This window comes from Ruegeria sp. HKCCD8929, assembly GCF_013031405.1.
In the GTDB taxonomy this organism is placed as follows: Bacteria; Pseudomonadota; Alphaproteobacteria; order Rhodobacterales; family Rhodobacteraceae; genus Ruegeria.
This window is the reverse complement of the sequence record NZ_WPZY01000009.1, coordinates 135,500-151,023: the sequence shown is the minus strand read 5'-3', so window position 1 is coordinate 151,023 and position 15,524 is coordinate 135,500. Positions and strand designations below refer to the sequence as shown.

At 55.3% G+C, this 15,524-nt stretch carries 11 protein-coding genes and 3 pseudogenes; 6 read left to right on the top strand and 8 right to left on the bottom strand.

The genetic code is table 11. From position 1 onward, the window contains the following. Nucleotides 1-300: 300 nt before the first annotated feature. Complete coding sequence (locus GOX53_RS15425) at nucleotides 301-483, bottom strand: hypothetical protein (protein ID WP_171177835.1); 183 nt, start codon at nucleotides 481-483, stop codon at nucleotides 301-303. A 374-nt stretch (nucleotides 484-857) separates the two neighbouring features. Here GOX53_RS15425 and GOX53_RS15420 point away from each other — a divergent pair, with 374 nt between their 5' ends. Further along, nucleotides 858-1,310 (top strand): hypothetical protein, encoded by a 453-nt coding sequence (locus tag GOX53_RS15420; protein WP_171177833.1) that lies wholly within the window; start codon nucleotides 858-860, stop codon nucleotides 1,308-1,310. Nucleotides 1,311-1,437: 127 nt separating this feature from the next. Then, a complete protein-coding gene (locus tag GOX53_RS15415; protein WP_171177832.1) occupies nucleotides 1,438-4,347 on the top strand; it encodes a hypothetical protein in 2,910 nt (969 codons plus the stop codon). Between the two features lie 715 nt (nucleotides 4,348-5,062). On the opposite strand, the gene GOX53_RS30140 is transcribed toward GOX53_RS15415, so the two are convergent. The 3 genes from GOX53_RS30140 to GOX53_RS15405 form a co-directional block, all read right to left on the bottom strand. Continuing rightward, nucleotides 5,063-5,188 (bottom strand): hypothetical protein, encoded by a 126-nt coding sequence (locus GOX53_RS30140; protein ID WP_256415875.1) that lies wholly within the window; start codon nucleotides 5,186-5,188, stop codon nucleotides 5,063-5,065. 333 nt (nucleotides 5,189-5,521) lie between these two features. Then, the gene (locus GOX53_RS15410) at nucleotides 5,522-7,168 is read right to left on the bottom strand and encodes a S8 family serine peptidase (RefSeq protein ID WP_171177830.1); all 1,647 of its coding nucleotides are present in this window, start codon (nucleotides 7,166-7,168) and stop codon (nucleotides 5,522-5,524) included. Nucleotides 7,169-7,324: 156 nt separating this feature from the next. Beyond that, nucleotides 7,325-7,816, bottom strand: a complete 492-nt coding sequence (locus GOX53_RS15405) for a hypothetical protein (protein WP_171177828.1) — start codon at nucleotides 7,814-7,816, stop codon at nucleotides 7,325-7,327. 114 nt (nucleotides 7,817-7,930) lie between these two features. Here GOX53_RS15405 and GOX53_RS15400 point away from each other — a divergent pair, with 114 nt between their 5' ends. Beyond that, complete coding sequence (locus GOX53_RS15400; protein ID WP_171177826.1) at nucleotides 7,931-9,652, top strand: hypothetical protein; 1,722 nt, start codon at nucleotides 7,931-7,933, stop codon at nucleotides 9,650-9,652. A gap of 12 nt (nucleotides 9,653-9,664) precedes the next feature. Next, nucleotides 9,665-10,675, top strand: a complete 1,011-nt coding sequence (locus GOX53_RS15395; RefSeq protein WP_171177824.1) for a hypothetical protein — start codon at nucleotides 9,665-9,667, stop codon at nucleotides 10,673-10,675. On the opposite strand, the pseudogene GOX53_RS15390 reads toward GOX53_RS15395, so the two are convergent. Both GOX53_RS15390 and GOX53_RS15385 read right to left on the bottom strand, forming a co-directional pair. Then, nucleotides 10,672-11,045: pseudogene (locus GOX53_RS15390) on the bottom strand (integrase core domain-containing protein); the annotation flags it as partial. The gene GOX53_RS15395 and the pseudogene GOX53_RS15390 sit on opposite strands and share 4 nt — an antisense overlap. Beyond that, nucleotides 11,000-11,344, bottom strand: a complete 345-nt coding sequence (locus GOX53_RS15385; protein ID WP_171177823.1) for a hypothetical protein — start codon at nucleotides 11,342-11,344, stop codon at nucleotides 11,000-11,002. The gene GOX53_RS15385 and the pseudogene GOX53_RS15390, both read right to left, overlap by 46 nt. 66 nt (nucleotides 11,345-11,410) lie before the next feature. Here GOX53_RS15385 and istA point away from each other — a divergent pair. Together istA and GOX53_RS30300 are read left to right on the top strand one after the other, a co-directional pair. Continuing rightward, nucleotides 11,411-12,976: pseudogene (gene istA / locus GOX53_RS15380) on the top strand (IS21 family transposase). After that, nucleotides 12,909-13,061: pseudogene (locus GOX53_RS30300) on the top strand (ATPase); the annotation flags it as partial. The pseudogenes istA and GOX53_RS30300, both read left to right, overlap by 68 nt. Nucleotide 13,062: 1 nt before the next feature. Here GOX53_RS30300 and GOX53_RS15375 read toward each other — a convergent pair. Both GOX53_RS15375 and GOX53_RS15370 read right to left on the bottom strand, forming a co-directional pair. Next, nucleotides 13,063-13,401 carry a hypothetical protein gene (locus tag GOX53_RS15375; protein ID WP_171177821.1) on the bottom strand — a complete coding sequence of 113 codons (339 nt, stop codon included), beginning with the start codon at nucleotides 13,399-13,401 and terminating at the stop codon, nucleotides 13,063-13,065. Nucleotides 13,402-13,424: 23 nt separating this feature from the next. Then, on the bottom strand, nucleotides 13,425-15,521 hold the full coding sequence (locus tag GOX53_RS15370; protein ID WP_171177819.1) for a ferritin-like protein: 2,097 nt from the start codon (nucleotides 15,519-15,521) through the stop codon (nucleotides 13,425-13,427). Nucleotides 15,522-15,524 lie beyond the last annotated feature (3 nt).

Sequence of the window (15,524 nt, the reverse complement as noted above, 5' to 3'; positions counted from 1 at the left end):
TGGACAATCTTCGCTTCGAGTTAACATTTACCTTCTAAATTGTGGCGGCGTTCAGGTAGGTTGGCACGCTGGTCGCAGCACATCTGCATTCGGCGTGCCGCCGCTATTGGAACCGAGCTGCGTATAAAACGAACTGTGGCTAGCTAATTACCAGTTAACAAATATTGTATCACTACAGAGAATTGAGAGCGTTTTTGATTAGAAAATCTGCTAATAAATCTTACCCGCACCTGTTGTCCCAAACGAGCTCGAGGCATGGTCAAAGAAAAACTCCCCGAGTACTCCGCAAATTGCGAATACTCAATGCAACCAGGAGATCTCCAGGAGTTGAATGCCTGAGGCTCTGTGGTCGGCCTTGAATAACGGCTTCAAACCGGTTGAGCGGCCGGAATTCGCATTTTCGGGGCCAAGGCAGCCGATGATCGCGGCCAAAAAGCGCCCTGAGGTGAGCCAGTATTTTCCGGATGTTGTGGCCGCAGCCACAGAAGACCTCCTACGGTGTATTGTGAAATATGCTCGCGTTGAAGACTTGACACTGTGAAGGGTTGGCAATCTATTTTAATCAAGTACTAGCAATACATAGGAAGTGATCTGTTTAGATCATAGACATGCTAAAGTATTTCGTTGCCGATGCATATAGAATTTGTTAAGTTGGCTCGCGTCGGTTATTGCTATATCGGGTACCTTCGTCATCCGTCTTCCTTTGATCGAATGCAAACTAGTTTGTGGAAATTTAAATTTAGCACGCCGTGTATCTCCAAGTACCCTAACGAAACACGCGTCGCGTTCGCAACCAGATTAAGCCCACCAATTCTGCCTAGTCATCTACGTAGCTTGAATGGTGTTAGGAACTGAACATGTACACGCAAAGCCGATGGATCGCGACGGATGCTCCGCTTGCAAGATGTTATGATGATTGTTTCTTTATTTCGGATCTGACCGGCTGGGCTATCAACGGTGCGGGACAGGTCTCCCGCACCGATGACGGCGCCCGAAACTGGAACCCGCAAGAAACCCTGCCTTCTTACCTGCGATGCATTGGCATGGCTGACGAAAACGTCGGTTGGATTGGCTGCACCTCCTCCCGCGACCTAATGTATATGATGTATATGACTACTGATGGCGGGGTGTCGTGGAATCCGATTCCTAACCTACCGCGCACTTACAGATCTGTAACGAATGCAGATGCGGGCGCTAATATTTGTAGCCTACACGTCCTCGGAGAAAATTGTATCTTTGCCAGCGGATCCAACAGCCCTGAGTTTCCGGCGCTGTTTCAGGCCTGGGTGGAGGCGCAGGAAGACACATGACGAAAGAGCAGCGGGCGGGGTCGCACGGGCCGCGCGTCAACCCGGCATCCGGTCGGGACAGTGCAAACCACCGGTGAGGCAAAGGCGAGGAGTTAGAAGCGAAATAAACTGTTAGGGAGTGAATACAATGAGCGCCTTCGACAAAGCCACGATTGAACGCGATGATGCGGGCAATGTTCGCCAACTGAATCATCTGGACGAACCGTTTCGCGCTCCTACCGCTGCTGCTGCGGCGCTTGGCATCGCACCTCAGGACGGAGTTCGTGAGGGCGCTGAGGGCGTCACGGCGCGACAGCTTGCCGATCTTTACCTTGAACAGGCAATTCCGTTCATGAACCTGAACCCCGCCATGCTGCACAGCGAAGCCGTCGCGGCGGACGAGGCTGATCGGCTGGTTTACCACGGCGAGGCCTCCGTCATGGGGAACACGGCCGTCAACTATATGCAGACCATTCAGGGCGTCCCGGTCTGGGAATCGGGCATGGCCGTGCAGGTCGAGGACGCCGCAATGCAAGTCATCGGCTCGCAGAATACCATGAGGACCGGCCTTACGCCGGTCATGCCGCCGGACGAAGCCAGATACAGCGAGGACAAGATCGGGCCTGAGGTGCTGATCGAACTGATGGGATTGGGCGGCGAGGATAGCGTCGATATCAATCACAAAGAGCCGTTCATCTACCAATATTCGGCTGACCACCGGATCGAGGGGCTGCAGCAAGGCCCGGCGGACGATACTGTGCTAGAGCCCGACTTTGCGCTTCCCGCTGTCGATGACAGCATTCAGGAGGCTGCGGCGTATCTTGTGACCGCCGTTCAGTTCACGCGCACGGCGCGCAATGCAAGCGAGGAAGGGTGGCTGGCCCTGATCGAGCCGGAACATGGCAGTGTGCTCCACCTGCGGTCGCTGAAAGGGTGCGGGATGCAGGTCATCACGACCGGCGATACCGACGCCCTACCTTCTGGCGATGGCGTGCCGACCGTCGCGCTCCCGGGGACAACCGAGACGGCCACTGTCGTCTTTTTCGATATCGGCGACACGCTGGGCCAACCGGGTTTCGATGCCCTGGGAAATCTGCAGGAAATTCAGCTTTTTGCAGGCGTGATAGATATCCTTGCGGGCGTGGCCGCGATAGGGGCGCGCATCGGCGTGATCTCGGATCCCGGTCCGTTTGACCCCGGCCTGATCCGGTCGCTTTTGCAGGATACCGGCGCGATGGCACATATCGACGACGATCTCGTGTTCTTTGGTGCAAAAGACAACGGCGCAATTTTCGAAGCTGCGGCCCTCACGGCCGGTGTTACCGGGCCGGAATGCGTCTTCGTCGGTGAAAACACATCCGAGCGGATCATCGCGCAGGGCGCCGGGTTCAGCACCGTGGAGGTCCCCCGGCACGTGTTCGCAGCCATCAATCCGAATGCCGCCCGTGCGCTGGTCTACTCCCGTGACCCCAAAACCAAGGTTGGAAATGCCGGGCCCGCCCCGGATGACAGCACGCAAATGCTTGACCAATTCCGTGATCTGGTCGCTCTCGAAGGGCTCACGCTTCCTGGTGCAGGAGATGAACAGGAGCTGAGCGGAGAATTCATCCAGCTGCAGAACATTGACACACCGAGCCCAACCATCCCGACGTCCCCGCCGCCGGGCGATTTCAGCTTTTCGGTCAACACGAACGACTTCGGTGCCGTCAATGCCTATCACAACTGTGATCGGTTGTTCCGGATCCTTGAGGATTTCGGCATCGATGTCCGCGATTACTTCGATGGCACCGACTTTCCCGTGCGCGTCGATCATCGCGTCAGATTCGCGCCGTGCCGGTTTTGCACGCCAATCGCGAACATCGTGAATGCGAGTGCGCCGGGCACCAGATTTCCGCCTGGTTCGGATGGCTTCAGGTTCGCCCTTGCCGCAGTGAACACGGCGGTTGGAATGGCCGCCGATTGGCGCGTCGTTCTGCATGAATTCGGTCACACGCTTCTGTGGGACAACGTCGGCAGCCCGAACTTCCGTTTCGCCCATAGCGCCGGCGATGCTTTGGCAGCCATCTTAAATGATCCAGGGAACCAAGCCGCCAGGAACGTGACCTTTCCTTGGGTCGGTATTGGCCGCAGCCATATGCGTCCCGTGAGTGATTTCGCATGGTACGGAACACGATACGAGCCATTCGCCGGAAGCGACGGTTCAGGATATGTCGCCGAACAAATGCTGTCGTCTACGCTGTTTCGAGCATATCGCGCCGCTGGCGGGGATTCCGACAACCGGCAGGAGCAGGAAGCCGCCGCGAGCTATGTGGTCTTCCTGATTATCAAGGCCATTCGCCTGATGTCGACGTTTAACAATCCATCGAACCCGGAAGGTTTTGCGGACCTCCTGATGCAGGCAGATTCTGGTACCATGACCTTCAGGGACACGGACCGGCAAATCGGCGTTCTGCGTAAGGTGATCCGGTGGTCCTTCGAGATGCAAGGCGCTTACCGTCAGCCCGCCACGACGGTGGCAACGGCAACGAACCGGGTCGGCCGCCCACCGTCGGTTGACGTCTACATTAATGACGGTCGGGACGGGCAGTATCAGTACGTCGATAAAACGAACACCGTCGATATCTGGAACCGCCAGGTACCTGACGGTGGATCCGTCCACCAAGAGCCGGTTATCGGCCGGGAAAATTTCGCTTTCGTCCGCGTCTCTAATCGCGGGTTGTCCCAGGCGACTAATATTTCGGTGCGGGGTTTTCAGTCGCCGGTGCCGGTTGATCAAATCTGGCCGGGCGACTGGGCGGCGCTCAGCACACCTCAGGTGACGAGTGCGGCAGGAATTTCTCCAGGTGGTGAGCTTGTTGTCGGGCCTTTCGGCTGGACGCCCTTGTCCCAGCGACCGGTAGTTTTGTTTGGGGTTTCCGCGTCAGGTGATCTGAGCAATCTGGAAAGGTTCAGCCAGGCGAACCCTGTAACAACACGTGAGTTGACGCTCTTAGACAACAACATCGCCATGCGATCCATGGCTACGGTGTCTCACCCTTCGGACACCGCGGTCGGTTGACTCTCAATGAGGCCGAATGAAGGGGCACGTCATCACCCAAATCTGGATCTGAAGGGCCCAACAAAGCAACATCATTCACCGTTATGGCGCTTGGGTTCTGAAGGTTCGGACAACCCTTGGCGACTCCAGTTCAGAGGATAGACACAGATGGGATGGTTGCCGCCCTCCCCAGACGGCATTGCAGTGTGCCAGAGTCGTGGTGTTGAAGGCCACAAAACGGAGAGGACGGAAAAATGGAGGATATGTTAATCGGCGTTGATCTGGTAAAGGCAGTTTTCCAAATTCACGGCGCCACCTTTGATGGGCAACCGGTTATGCGGAAAAGCTGTCGCGCAACCAATTTCTGCGGTTCATATCGCAATACCCCGATTCCGTTGTAGCGATGGAATCTTGCGGCAGCGCCCACTATTGGGCTCGCGAATTGACACAACTCGGCATCGCAGTCCGATTGATGCCGGTATCGCCGCACCTTGGATTCTGACGTTCCGCAGCCTGTCGATTCTAATCTATACGCTCAGAGAATTGAGATACGCCCCGCCCCAGCCGACGGTGACACTGTTGTAGGGAGCGTTCAAAGTTTCTACGCGGGTTATGGCCTTGGCACAGTGGTCAGAACTATCTCCCAGATGCTCCTGCTCCTGCTCCTGTTGCCGTCCATGTTGATCGCAATTCTGCTGCCAATGCCTCAACCTGAACTTGTTTCCGCATCAATCGGCTACGGACTGGTTTTTTTCAGGCGTCGTCGGTCGCGGGGCGCCTCGGCGATCGCTCCAGCATCCACCGCATCGTTCTTCTGGCGCTTTACATAAGGCTTCACGTGAATCGACGCGATCAGCTTCATCTCATGCCCCAGATCGCTGATTGTCCGCCTCCAATCATGGGCCCGTCTCACACGTTTCCACGGCGACCGCACAAGGCGGTTGTTTGGCGAAAAAGCAAAGAGCCGGCTCCCGTGTTAATTTCTTGGGATAAACCTTTGCTCTATGAACCTGAAAACTCTGCATTGCAAAATCCAGACCGATAATATTGACCTCCGACATGGATTTCTCTTTCTCTTTTTCGATTCATACAATCGCAACCTTGGCACATTGCAATGCCGTTGGGAGGGGCGTCCAATCCATCAAAAAAGGCTCGGCCACCCTGCATGCATGTCGGATGGCCGAATCCAAGTCGACTACCCGATCTGACCAAACTCTTCCTTGATCTCGGCTGACCCTGGGATTCGGGCCTGTTTCGCAAGCTTTACGGCTCCTGCGGCATCGATGCATCCGAACCCGAACAACCGTGAGTGACCGTTTGCGTCATAGTCGCTTGGATCTCCAATTTTTCGCGCGCTAGATTCGAGTATCTCGCGAACTTCACTTGCGGTTAGGTCGGGGTTGGAACCCACCACCAAGGCGGCTACTCCGGCGGCCAACGGACAGGCGCTAGATGTTCCTCCGAATTCAAACGTATAGTCGCCTGCTGCATAACCCATTGGACGCGATACTCCATTCGCGTCTATATAGGTGCCGGTCACATCTGATGTGACTATCCCCCAACCACCGCTGCCGCTAGAAGGTGCGCAGATCGAGATTTCGTCGCCAAAGTTTGAGTAGTGCGACTTCTCATCCCGGCTTGTAGAGGCCGCGACAGCGATTACGTCTGGATGAGTCGCAAATCCGTCAAGGCTGATCGGAGGATTGTTGATATCCCTGTTGGAGTTGCCAGCCGCGAATAGTATTATGGTCCCTTTGCCTGCACGACCGTTTTTCGCGCATCTCGCAATCGCTTTGCTTGTTCTTGTTGGCAGCGGGTAGTAGGCGGCAGCAGCGCCCCATGAACAGCTTAAGACCCAAGCACCTTTCTCGGTCATGTGATCAAACCATTTGGCCACGCCGCGTGGTCCGTTTGGATTCAGGTTTGGTCCCCACCTAACCGGGATGAGCTGCGCCGCTGGAGCAGCTCCAATGACATCACCGTGCCCAGCCTTCGCGGTTGCGACACCAGCACAAGCCGTTCCGTGCCAGCCGCCCAAGCGCTGATCAAACAGATTGGGGACTGGGCTGACGTCATTGGACTGGCGTGTAAAGTCCCACGGATGAATAATCTTTGTCGCAAAGTCTGGGTGCGAGAGATCAAAGCCATCGTCGATAACACCGATAACCACGTTCTGACTGCCTAACGAGCTGAGTTCGGTCCAGGCTTCGACAACGCGCGCGTCCGCCCCAGCGACATAGCCAATGCTTTGCCCCCCATGCATCCCAGTGTTTTTGAGATGCCATTGTCGGTTCAAAAGAGAATCTTGCGGAAGTTCAAATCCCTTCAATGCTGCCGGCGTCACCAGATCAGGTTCCGCAAGTTGTACCACGTCTTCTTTTTGCATGTCTGCGCTGACGCGCACTGCGTCGTCTGCTCCGGTAACGCGTACCGTGAGCGATCCGTCGGGCTCCGCTTCGACCAATTGCAGCCTGAACTTGTCAATAACCAGTTGACGTTGCTCTTCAGAGGCGATCTCATCAAATTCAACGTAGATTGTCCCCTCTGGAACAAAAGGCACTCCATCGTCGGAAGAATGATACACCGCCACCTCGTATCCGATACTACCAAGACGCCTTAGTTGATCACGCACATTCGAGATTCGCTCTTGTTGCGAACCCAGTTCGATTATTTCGAATTCCCCAAGCGGACCTAAGCGCTGCGCATCGTGGCTATTTGCAAAGGCAGCAACTTCGTTTTCGAACTCCCTTTCAACTCCCATGCGCGATCTTACGGCAACTTGTTGGTTGCTCTGTCGAAACTCAATTTTGGTACCGCCAATTGTAAGTGAGTACTTCGTCATTTTATCCTCCGAATTCAGATTGGCCCGTGTTGAGGTGGGGTTGCCGCGCAAAAGCGATCTCTCCAGAAATCTAAGCGAAAACGACCACCCGCCAGCCCCGCCTACCCCGAGTTAAGCGCTGCGTCCGCATTCCGACGAACGCAGTGCTACCGATGTTTAATCCCAGCGTGCGCTAATGCGCCCACGACGCGCTGCCGCGGCAGCCGTTACTGCAGGGCCGCCGCTAACTGGTTGGTAGAACGATCCATCGTTCTCATGCCGGATATCTTGCTCATCCACACGCACCACAATGACACGATAGCCGTTGACGATTTCGTCCGTGACGTTCACCACTCCGCCTGCAATAAGCCAGCCGCCATAGGTCGCTACGCCCGCGCTGTCGCGGAGAACGATCTCGCGATATGCGCCAGAAACCTCTGTCTCAGAGAACTCGAAAATAAGATCGAGATCTTCTGGATCATTTGGTCCCTTATCCCCCTCGCCTAGCCATTGGGCAGAAAACTTGTTACCAATCAATGCGTTGAGTGGATAAAAGAAGGCGCTCAGAACTTCGGTCAGAACGATAGAAACATCCGTTGTACGCTCAAAATCGCGCACTTCTGCACCATAGTTCGTGTAGTCTCGGTTAAACTGAACTTCGCCAGCCATTTATGTATCCTCCGATTGCGCAGCATCATCACTGCGTCTTCATTGAAGCAAAGCGCCCATTCCCGTTTCATGCTGTGTTCGTGCCATTGCCGTGAAAAAAACGGGAAAAGATACTTGCGCGCGCGCAGCACCCATAAAAGTGTGATACTGTTTAGTTTGAAAATTTCTGGGAGGGTGGCTTTTGTGGATGTTCGATATCGAATAAAGGTGCGTGGGGCGTTTGATGTTTGCAACTCGGTTGGTGCCCCAATACTTGGGCTAGGAAAGAAGGCGCAGGCGGTTATCGCAATACTGAGCGTTGACTGCGGACGTTGGGTGACCCGCGGTCTTCTCCAAGATCTACTTTGGAGCGATAGGGGACCGGAACACGGAAGGAATAGCCTTCGTAAGTCTCTATCGCAGATCCGCAAAGCCACAAGTGAAATCACCCTAATCGAGGAACGTCATGGCGGTTACATTCGCATCTCTCCTGAGCGAGCTGCCATTGATTTGTTTGAGCCAGAAATTGTGTGGGGTTCTGACACTGTTGTTGATTACACCGGGCTTGAGCTTTTGGAAGGGATGAACGTCCGCGACAACGAGTTCGACGAATGGCTCCGCCAGAAAAGGTTAGAATGCGCAAAAGACTCAGATTTACCACGACCAGACGTAAGACCTTCTGAAATTAGACCGAGTGGAAAAACAGAGGGACGAAGTATCTCGCTGCCTCGCGTTGGGTTTAGGTTTTGTCAGGTGAGGCTTTGCGAAAACAATTTGGAATCTATATTTGCGTTTGATTTCTCCAAGCAAGCACTTGTTTCTGCCTTTTTAAGGGCGGACATTTCCGAATTAGTTGAAAATGAGGCGACCTTCCGTGATTGTGACGCTTTCGTAGAACTTTTAGTGTCAACAATTGGAGAAAGGCACTATCTTAGAGTAATTGTGCGCCAAGCCGACGGACATTCTCCAGTTTGGTCGGAATTTGAATTGGCCGAGAATTCTGCCCGTTCAATTGAAGCATCCTCTTATACGATTGCCGAGAAGGCTGTCGATGCTGTCTTCCATCATTTTCTTGGCGCATCGAGTGCGAATTCTGAGCGTTTAATTGTTGGGCTGAACACATGCCGCGCTTTGTCTGGTCTATTCAATGTTGGCACACTCAGCCCAAGGGAGATCGAAAGCTGTTTGGACACAGTGCAACTGTACCACCAAAGTCCGCGCATCACGATTTGGCGAGCGGCGGCTTCCGCTATGCGATTGGTTGAAAAACCAGGTCGCTTTGGGCTCGAAGAAAGGGAGAAGATTGAGGCGTATCTGAGGGATGCCCTTCAATTTGGTAGCAACGACAGTACGGTCTTGGCCGTCGCCGGCCATCTTTATGGGAGGATACTGGGAGACCAAGCTCGTGCTTTGGCCCTTACATCTAGGGCCGTAGAAAAGGATAGACAGTCAGCGCTTTCCTGGTTATTCCGTGCAAGTTCTCTTTATCGAGTTGACGACGTTAGAAATGCTTCATTTGCCGCCACCCGAGCATTCCAACTCGGAGCAAATTCGTTTGCGGACGCTTTTTTTTCCAGCGTTCGAAGCTATACGAGCCTAGCCAACCGCGATTTTGCTACGTCGGTGAGTTTCGGCGAGCGATTGCGCTCTTCGCCGGCTTGTTTTCGATCAAATGCGCGCGTCCTCGCAGCCTCGTATGGTCTACTTGGGGACATTGAATCCGGTCGAAAAGTTGTAGCCAGCTACTGCGGCCATACAGAAGCGATTGACGAACACTTGGCCGCAGACGCTGCGTTGAAAGCACACAGCGAGCTTGGAGAGCGCGTAATCTCGACGGGATTAGCTCAATTGAAGTGAGAGAATAATGCTATGAAAAACCTTGTTAGTTCAATGGATGACGTTTTGCCGTACGCTCGTTTGAGTGAGCAACACGCTGAAATGCAAAGCGATAAACCGATGCAGGATTGGGGTCTTGGAATAACCGCGTACCAGAGCTTCTTTGAAGAGCAGATGGAGCTATTCCGCTTGTTCTTTTGGCCGGAGTTCGACGAAGGAAAAAGATTGTGGGTCGGAAAGTCTCAGGAATTTGCCTTAAGCGCAACCAAAACAGAAATCGATATCATGCTGGAAGAGTTTCAGAGGACAGACAGTCTTTCAGCCAAACCGAGTGGAATTAAGACGACCAACCTAGTCCTCGCCGGCCTTGACCAGCGCTGGCATTATCGTGTTGAGGATGGGTTCCACGACGAAGATAACGCCTTCGTGTCAGCGGCCTCCGTTTCTTCCGGCGCAAACATCGCGTGCTACTCAGATACGATTGATCCTGTTACGTTCTCCCATGCATTTTCTGCTGCAACGACTCGGAAAGCCGTTGGGCTCTTCGATTTCAAACCCAGACTGCGGCGGCCGCGACCATACCAAATGGCCGCTTGGTTGGGATATCACGATTTTAAATACGAAGTGGCAAGTACCCACAATCACAAAGGATTCCATCCGTCGTTCATATCGGGCCATTGTGTGCTTGGAATTTTGCGTGGATGTAGCATTTTTGAATCCTGGTTGAACATTGGGGGATTTTCGAAAGCAGAATTCGAGGCATTGGGCCGGTTTATGGTTGACTACGGCGATCGAAGAGTTCTGGGCGGCGTTCACTACCCCTCCGATAGCGTCGGTAGCTGGGTACTTTCCATGAAGCTGATTGACAAGATCTTTGACCACAAAGAAGAGACAAAAGAATTCGCGTCGAATGCTATTCGTAAAGGCCAAGTGTATAATGTTGTAAAGAAGAGATTTGAGGGCAAGCCGGGATTGGAGGCTCAATTTGATTTACTCGAAAGCCTGCTTGCACCAGAGCAACGAGCCGAGGAGCGGACAGCTTAGGTGTTCGGTCCCGGAATCTGGTGGATCGGATTGATGATGAGTCGATCAGGTTCTGAAGCCCAGATTTTGCTGATGTATTCGTAAGGTGTGAGACTGCTCAGTGTCTTCAAGCGTCGGGCGAAATTGTAGGCGTCCAGGAAGTCCGAGAGATGTTGCGCAGCTGATCGTGGCTGTCGTAGTGATACTGCTTTACGGTTGTGCCCTTGATCGTGCGGTTCATGCACTCGATCTGGCCGTTGGTCCACAGGTGGTTGGGTTTTGCCAGCCGATGCTCGATCCCGTTAACCTCGCAGCTTATATCGAAGCGCATCGGCCGAGAATAGATCATGTTTCGGTTTCGCGGCTGATCTGCGAACTGGATGCCGTTGTCCACTGCCCGGCAGGGCATTGCACAGCAATGCCCTGATAGGGGGCAGGATCGTATGGATGCGATAGAACCATCACCAGGCGCCTCGCCGTGCTGCTTTTCCCTGCAAGCGCCAACAGTTCGTCTTTCAGTGATTGGACCGAAACGCACAGAGTTCTGTGGATCGGTATCATTCGCTCGGCATCCAGCGCTGTCTTGGCCAGGTACATTACGATCGCATCCGGTTCGGTCGTCACACCGCTGCGAGCAAGGACTTTCCTGCTCTCATGGGCTTTGTTGCACAAATCGGTGTGGATCGGCATGCAAAACTGACCCCCTGATAGTTGTGATCAGATGCTTCCTCAAAAGCATGAGGGAGCAGTCAGGGGATGTTGGTCGTGGAAACGATTGCGAAGATCAGGCGTGCGCATTTCATCGACGGCAAGCCGATCAAGCAGATTTGCCGCGAGCTTCGGGTGTCGCGGAACACGGTGCGCAAGGTGATCCGATCTGGCGCAACGGAGTTCAGCTATGATCGCACAACCCAGCCGCGCCCGAAGATCGATCCCTGGCGTTCCGAACTGGACGCGATGCTGGCCGAGAATGCCCGTCGGCCGAAGCGTGAGCGCCTGACGCTCGTCCGTATCTACGAGGAGCTGCGCAACCGGGGCTACGGTGGTGGGTATGATGCCGTACGGCGTTATGCGGCGAATTGGTCGAAGGCGACGCAGGAAGCTTCGGCCTCTGCCTATGTGCCGCTGAGCTTTGACCCCGGCGAAGCCTACCAGTTCGACTGGAGCCACGAGATCGTTCTGATCGACGGTGTGACCACGACTGTGAAGGTCGCCCATGTTCGCCTCTGCCACAGCCGGATGCCGTATGTGCGGGCCTATCCCCGCGAGACGCAGGAGATGGTGTTCGATGCGCACGACAAGGCGTTCGCCTTCTTCGGCGGTGCCTGTGCTCGTGGGATCTACGACAACATGAAGACGGCGGTGGACACGATCTTCGTCGGCAAAGACCGGGCCTACAACCGGCGGTTCCAGTAGATGTGCGGGCATTACCTGGTCGATCCGGTTGCCTGCACCCCGGCCTCGGGCTGGGAGAAAGGCCAAGTCGAGAACCAAGTAGACGTGATCCGGCGGCGGTTCTTCGTGCCGCGCCCGAAGTTCAAATCCTATGCCGAGTTGAACGCGTGGCTGGAAGATCGATGCCGCGCCTATGCGAAGGCGAACCCGCACCCAGAGATGCGGGATAAGACGGTCTGGGAGGTGTTTGACGAAGAGCGCGAGAGCCTGGTTCCTTATGTCGGCCCGTTTGACGGCTTCCACGCGGTGCCGGCCTCCGTATCCAAGACCTGCCTTATCCGCTTCGACAAGAACCGCTACTCAGTCGATGCCCGTGCTGTGGGGCGGCCCGTCGAGATCAGAGCCTACGCAGATCGGCTGGAATGCTGGCAGGAAAGTCAGATCGTCGGTCGCCATGCGCGTGCATTTGGGCGGAACAATACCGTCTACGACCCCCTGCACTACATACCCGTTCTGGCCCGCAAACCTGGTGCTCTGCGCAACGGTGCGCCGTTCAAGGATTGGGAACTGCCGGTTGCGATCCGGCGTGTGCGGCGCAAGCTGGAGCGTCAACCCGGCGGCGACCGGCAGATGGTCGACATCCTGAGCGCTGTTCTGACGGATGGCATTGATGCGGTCGAGGCCGCTTGCGCAGAAGCCCTGTCCCACAATGTCCATTCCGCCGGTGTCGTGTTGAACATCTTGGCACGTCATCGCGAGCCGCCACCGCCCCTGACAATCACCACCCCGGATGCGCTGCGGCTCTCATGTGAGCCCGAGGCGAACTGCGACCGCTATGACAGCTTGAGGAGAACACAGAATGGAACGCTCAGACGTGATGGAGGCGATGGGGAAGCTGAAGCTCTACGGCATGAGAGCGGCCTATGATGAGACACTAACCACCGCCGTCAAACGCCAGCATGAGCCCCAACAGATCATTGGGGATCTACTGACCGCCGAGATCAGGGAGAAGGTCAGACCACGTTGGCTCCGGAGCTGGTGGTTACAATCGCCGGATCGGGCACAAATTCTGCATCGGCACTGCCGCTGTTGAATCCAAGCGCCTGGGCACTGGCTTTGACATGCTGAAGCGCCGCTGAGATGAGCGCTTCGGGCTTGTTGCTTGCGGTGGGACCGCTGAAGGATTTTATCCTTGATGGCGTGCCAGTGAACGGATTGAAGGTCTCAATTTCAATGGATTGAGCATCAGGCAGGCCCTCTGTGACCGACTCTTCCAAACTCTTGGTTTCTTTGGTGAAACGATCTGTAGTGAGATTACGCTTCCAATTGCGAACATCCGCCGTTCGGGTCATGTCCTGTCCTCCTCCGCTTTGAACTACTCCTGGTCCTGGGTTGTGTTGTCGATCCAGTGCTTGAAAAGTTCGATTTTCTCACACGGCCAATTCGCGTCATAGGGCAGCCGTCCGGCTTCAAGACGTGAAACGAGTTCTCCGGCATGGGCCCGGATGTCATTCGGATCGTTCAGATCGATCCCGATAAACTTCTTGACCAGAACGCGGTCGATGTCCCGGAACATCGGGGCAATGTCGCGTTCGAATTTCAGCCCGGATTTTGCAAACCCGGCGGCGGTGACGGCAGGCGCATCCTCGGGAGACGGAATGCGTTCGTGCGCGATGCCGATCTGACCCGCAGGCGCGTTGTCCGGTGCCTGCCGGTCGATCCAGCCTTGAATATATGAGAGCCGTTCGGGTGGTATCAGTGGGCGAAAGCGGGGCATAGTGCGGCCCAGAACGCCGATCAGTTGCGACCCCTCTGATGTAAACCTGCAGTCATTTTCCGGGTCGCTGGCAATGATCGGTCGATTGAACATATGCAGTTCGACAAAGTCCTTGCGTGTCCTGTTCGTCCAGAAGTTCTCATGCACATCAATGGAAAATCCTCTTACGGCTTCTTCCAGAGATTGCACGACCTTGCGGAATTCGGTTGGATGGGCGTTGTCCGGCACCGGGTTTCCGGCGGACAAGGCGCTTAGGATCGAGATAACCTTGGCGTCCCAGAACGCGAGATCCTCAAGAAACGGATCATCGGTGTCCTTTGGCTCGGTTCCGTCGCGCATCCGGGTGACAAGGATCTGGCTGGCCTTCACGACATCAAGATGTACCCGCCATCGCCCTGCCCCGATGTCCGGCAGGGCCAGTGTGAACGGAAGCTGGAACGGAGGGCCAGCCATTGTCCCGTCATGCGGGTCCTTCTGCGGCAGGGTGACGAGTTTCTCGGCGATGCGTTTGATGTGCCGCATCTGGTCGAAGGCCCAGATCAGGAGAAGTCCCCGCGGTGTCCGGTCACCCCGGGATGGCCCGTCCGATACATAGTTCGACTGGTCCAGCCGCATGTAATGGGCCAGAAAGTCCAGCAAAAGCCGATAACGCAGATTGAACAGCATCGCCCATCTTCTGCTGCGTCCGTTGGTAATCACCCCGCGCTGCATTTCCGAAGCCTCCAGAGCATCGGCCAGATTGGCACTGCCGATATCTTCCGGGGTGGAACCACCTCCGATTGAGGGGTTGGTGGCCAGACGCCGGACAATGGATGCGCCGGTCTTCTGAAGCCTGTCGAAATCGTCGTAGATCTCAAGAAAGCGCTGAAAATGCGAGTCCGTGCTGATGCCGAAACCCTCGCCCTGCTCCGAAATCTCTTTGAGCGCCTCCAGCGCCGAGCTGCGCAGGACAGCGGCGTTTTGCGATGTGAATTCGGCAACCAGAACGCGCCGGGTGGTATCGCCGCGGCGTCCGGGATCGTACCCCCAATCGTCGTAACGCGCCTGAAGCGATACCGGGTTGAACGTAAAATCGGCATCCTTGAGGCCGCACGCCGGATCTTCAAAAAGCTTGATCAGCGCCTCAAAAATCGCGCCGACGTGACGAACCATCTGCCCGTCATTCGCGGTTCTAGCCTCTTTGGCGATCTCGATGACCCGCTCCCACTTGTCATCATCGAATTCATCGGGTCGGGTCATCGGGCTTTCCGCCGTCACGTATTTCGCTAGGGTTGCCTTACTTACCGGTTCCAGCTTGAAGCGGAAAGGGTAGAGCTGGCTGGCATAAGGCGAATGTTGCCGCCCGAAATGAACCGGCGCACCAATCAGGTGCAGCAGGTTCTGAACCGAAATCAGATGCCCCATCTCTTCGCGCGCGATCTGGATTAGCCGGGTGGCAATACCCCGTGCCTCACCCGCCCGGGCCGTGTCGTCAAAATTGTCGTGGATCGAATAGGCCGCATAGAGGTATTGGACCATCAAAGCATGTTCGATTTCCGCCGCAACGGTCAGCAACAAGGCCGCCTGATCGCGCGGCTGTCGCTCAGGACCGAGATCAAGCTCAAGCTCTTCAACCCAGCCCTGATCCTCGGCAGTTTCTGTATTGCCAGCCCTGATTGTCCTGAGGCGGATACCGAAATCAGATGCACGTGTCATTGT

Excerpts from the sequence above, each read along its gene's own strand:
- GOX53_RS15420 (WP_171177833.1), top strand. The coding sequence starts at position 858 with ATGTACACGCAAAGCCGATGGATCGCGACGGATGCTCCGCTTGCAAGA.
- GOX53_RS15415 (WP_171177832.1), top strand. The coding sequence starts at position 1,438 with ATGAGCGCCTTCGACAAAGCCACGATTGAACGCGATGATGCGGGCAAT.
- GOX53_RS30140 (WP_256415875.1), bottom strand. The coding sequence starts at position 5,188 with ATGAAGCTGATCGCGTCGATTCACGTGAAGCCTTATGTAAAGCGCCAG.
- GOX53_RS15410 (WP_171177830.1), bottom strand. The coding sequence starts at position 7,168 with ATGACGAAGTACTCACTTACAATTGGCGGTACCAAAATTGAGTTTCGA.
- GOX53_RS15405 (WP_171177828.1), bottom strand. The coding sequence starts at position 7,816 with ATGGCTGGCGAAGTTCAGTTTAACCGAGACTACACGAACTATGGTGCA.
- GOX53_RS15395 (WP_171177824.1), top strand. The coding sequence starts at position 9,665 with ATGAAAAACCTTGTTAGTTCAATGGATGACGTTTTGCCGTACGCTCGT.
- GOX53_RS15385 (WP_171177823.1), bottom strand. The coding sequence starts at position 11,344 with ATGCCGATCCACACCGATTTGTGCAACAAAGCCCATGAGAGCAGGAAA.
- GOX53_RS15375 (WP_171177821.1), bottom strand. The coding sequence starts at position 13,401 with ATGACCCGAACGGCGGATGTTCGCAATTGGAAGCGTAATCTCACTACA.
- GOX53_RS15370 (WP_171177819.1), bottom strand. The coding sequence starts at position 15,521 with ATGACACGTGCATCTGATTTCGGTATCCGCCTCAGGACAATCAGGGCT.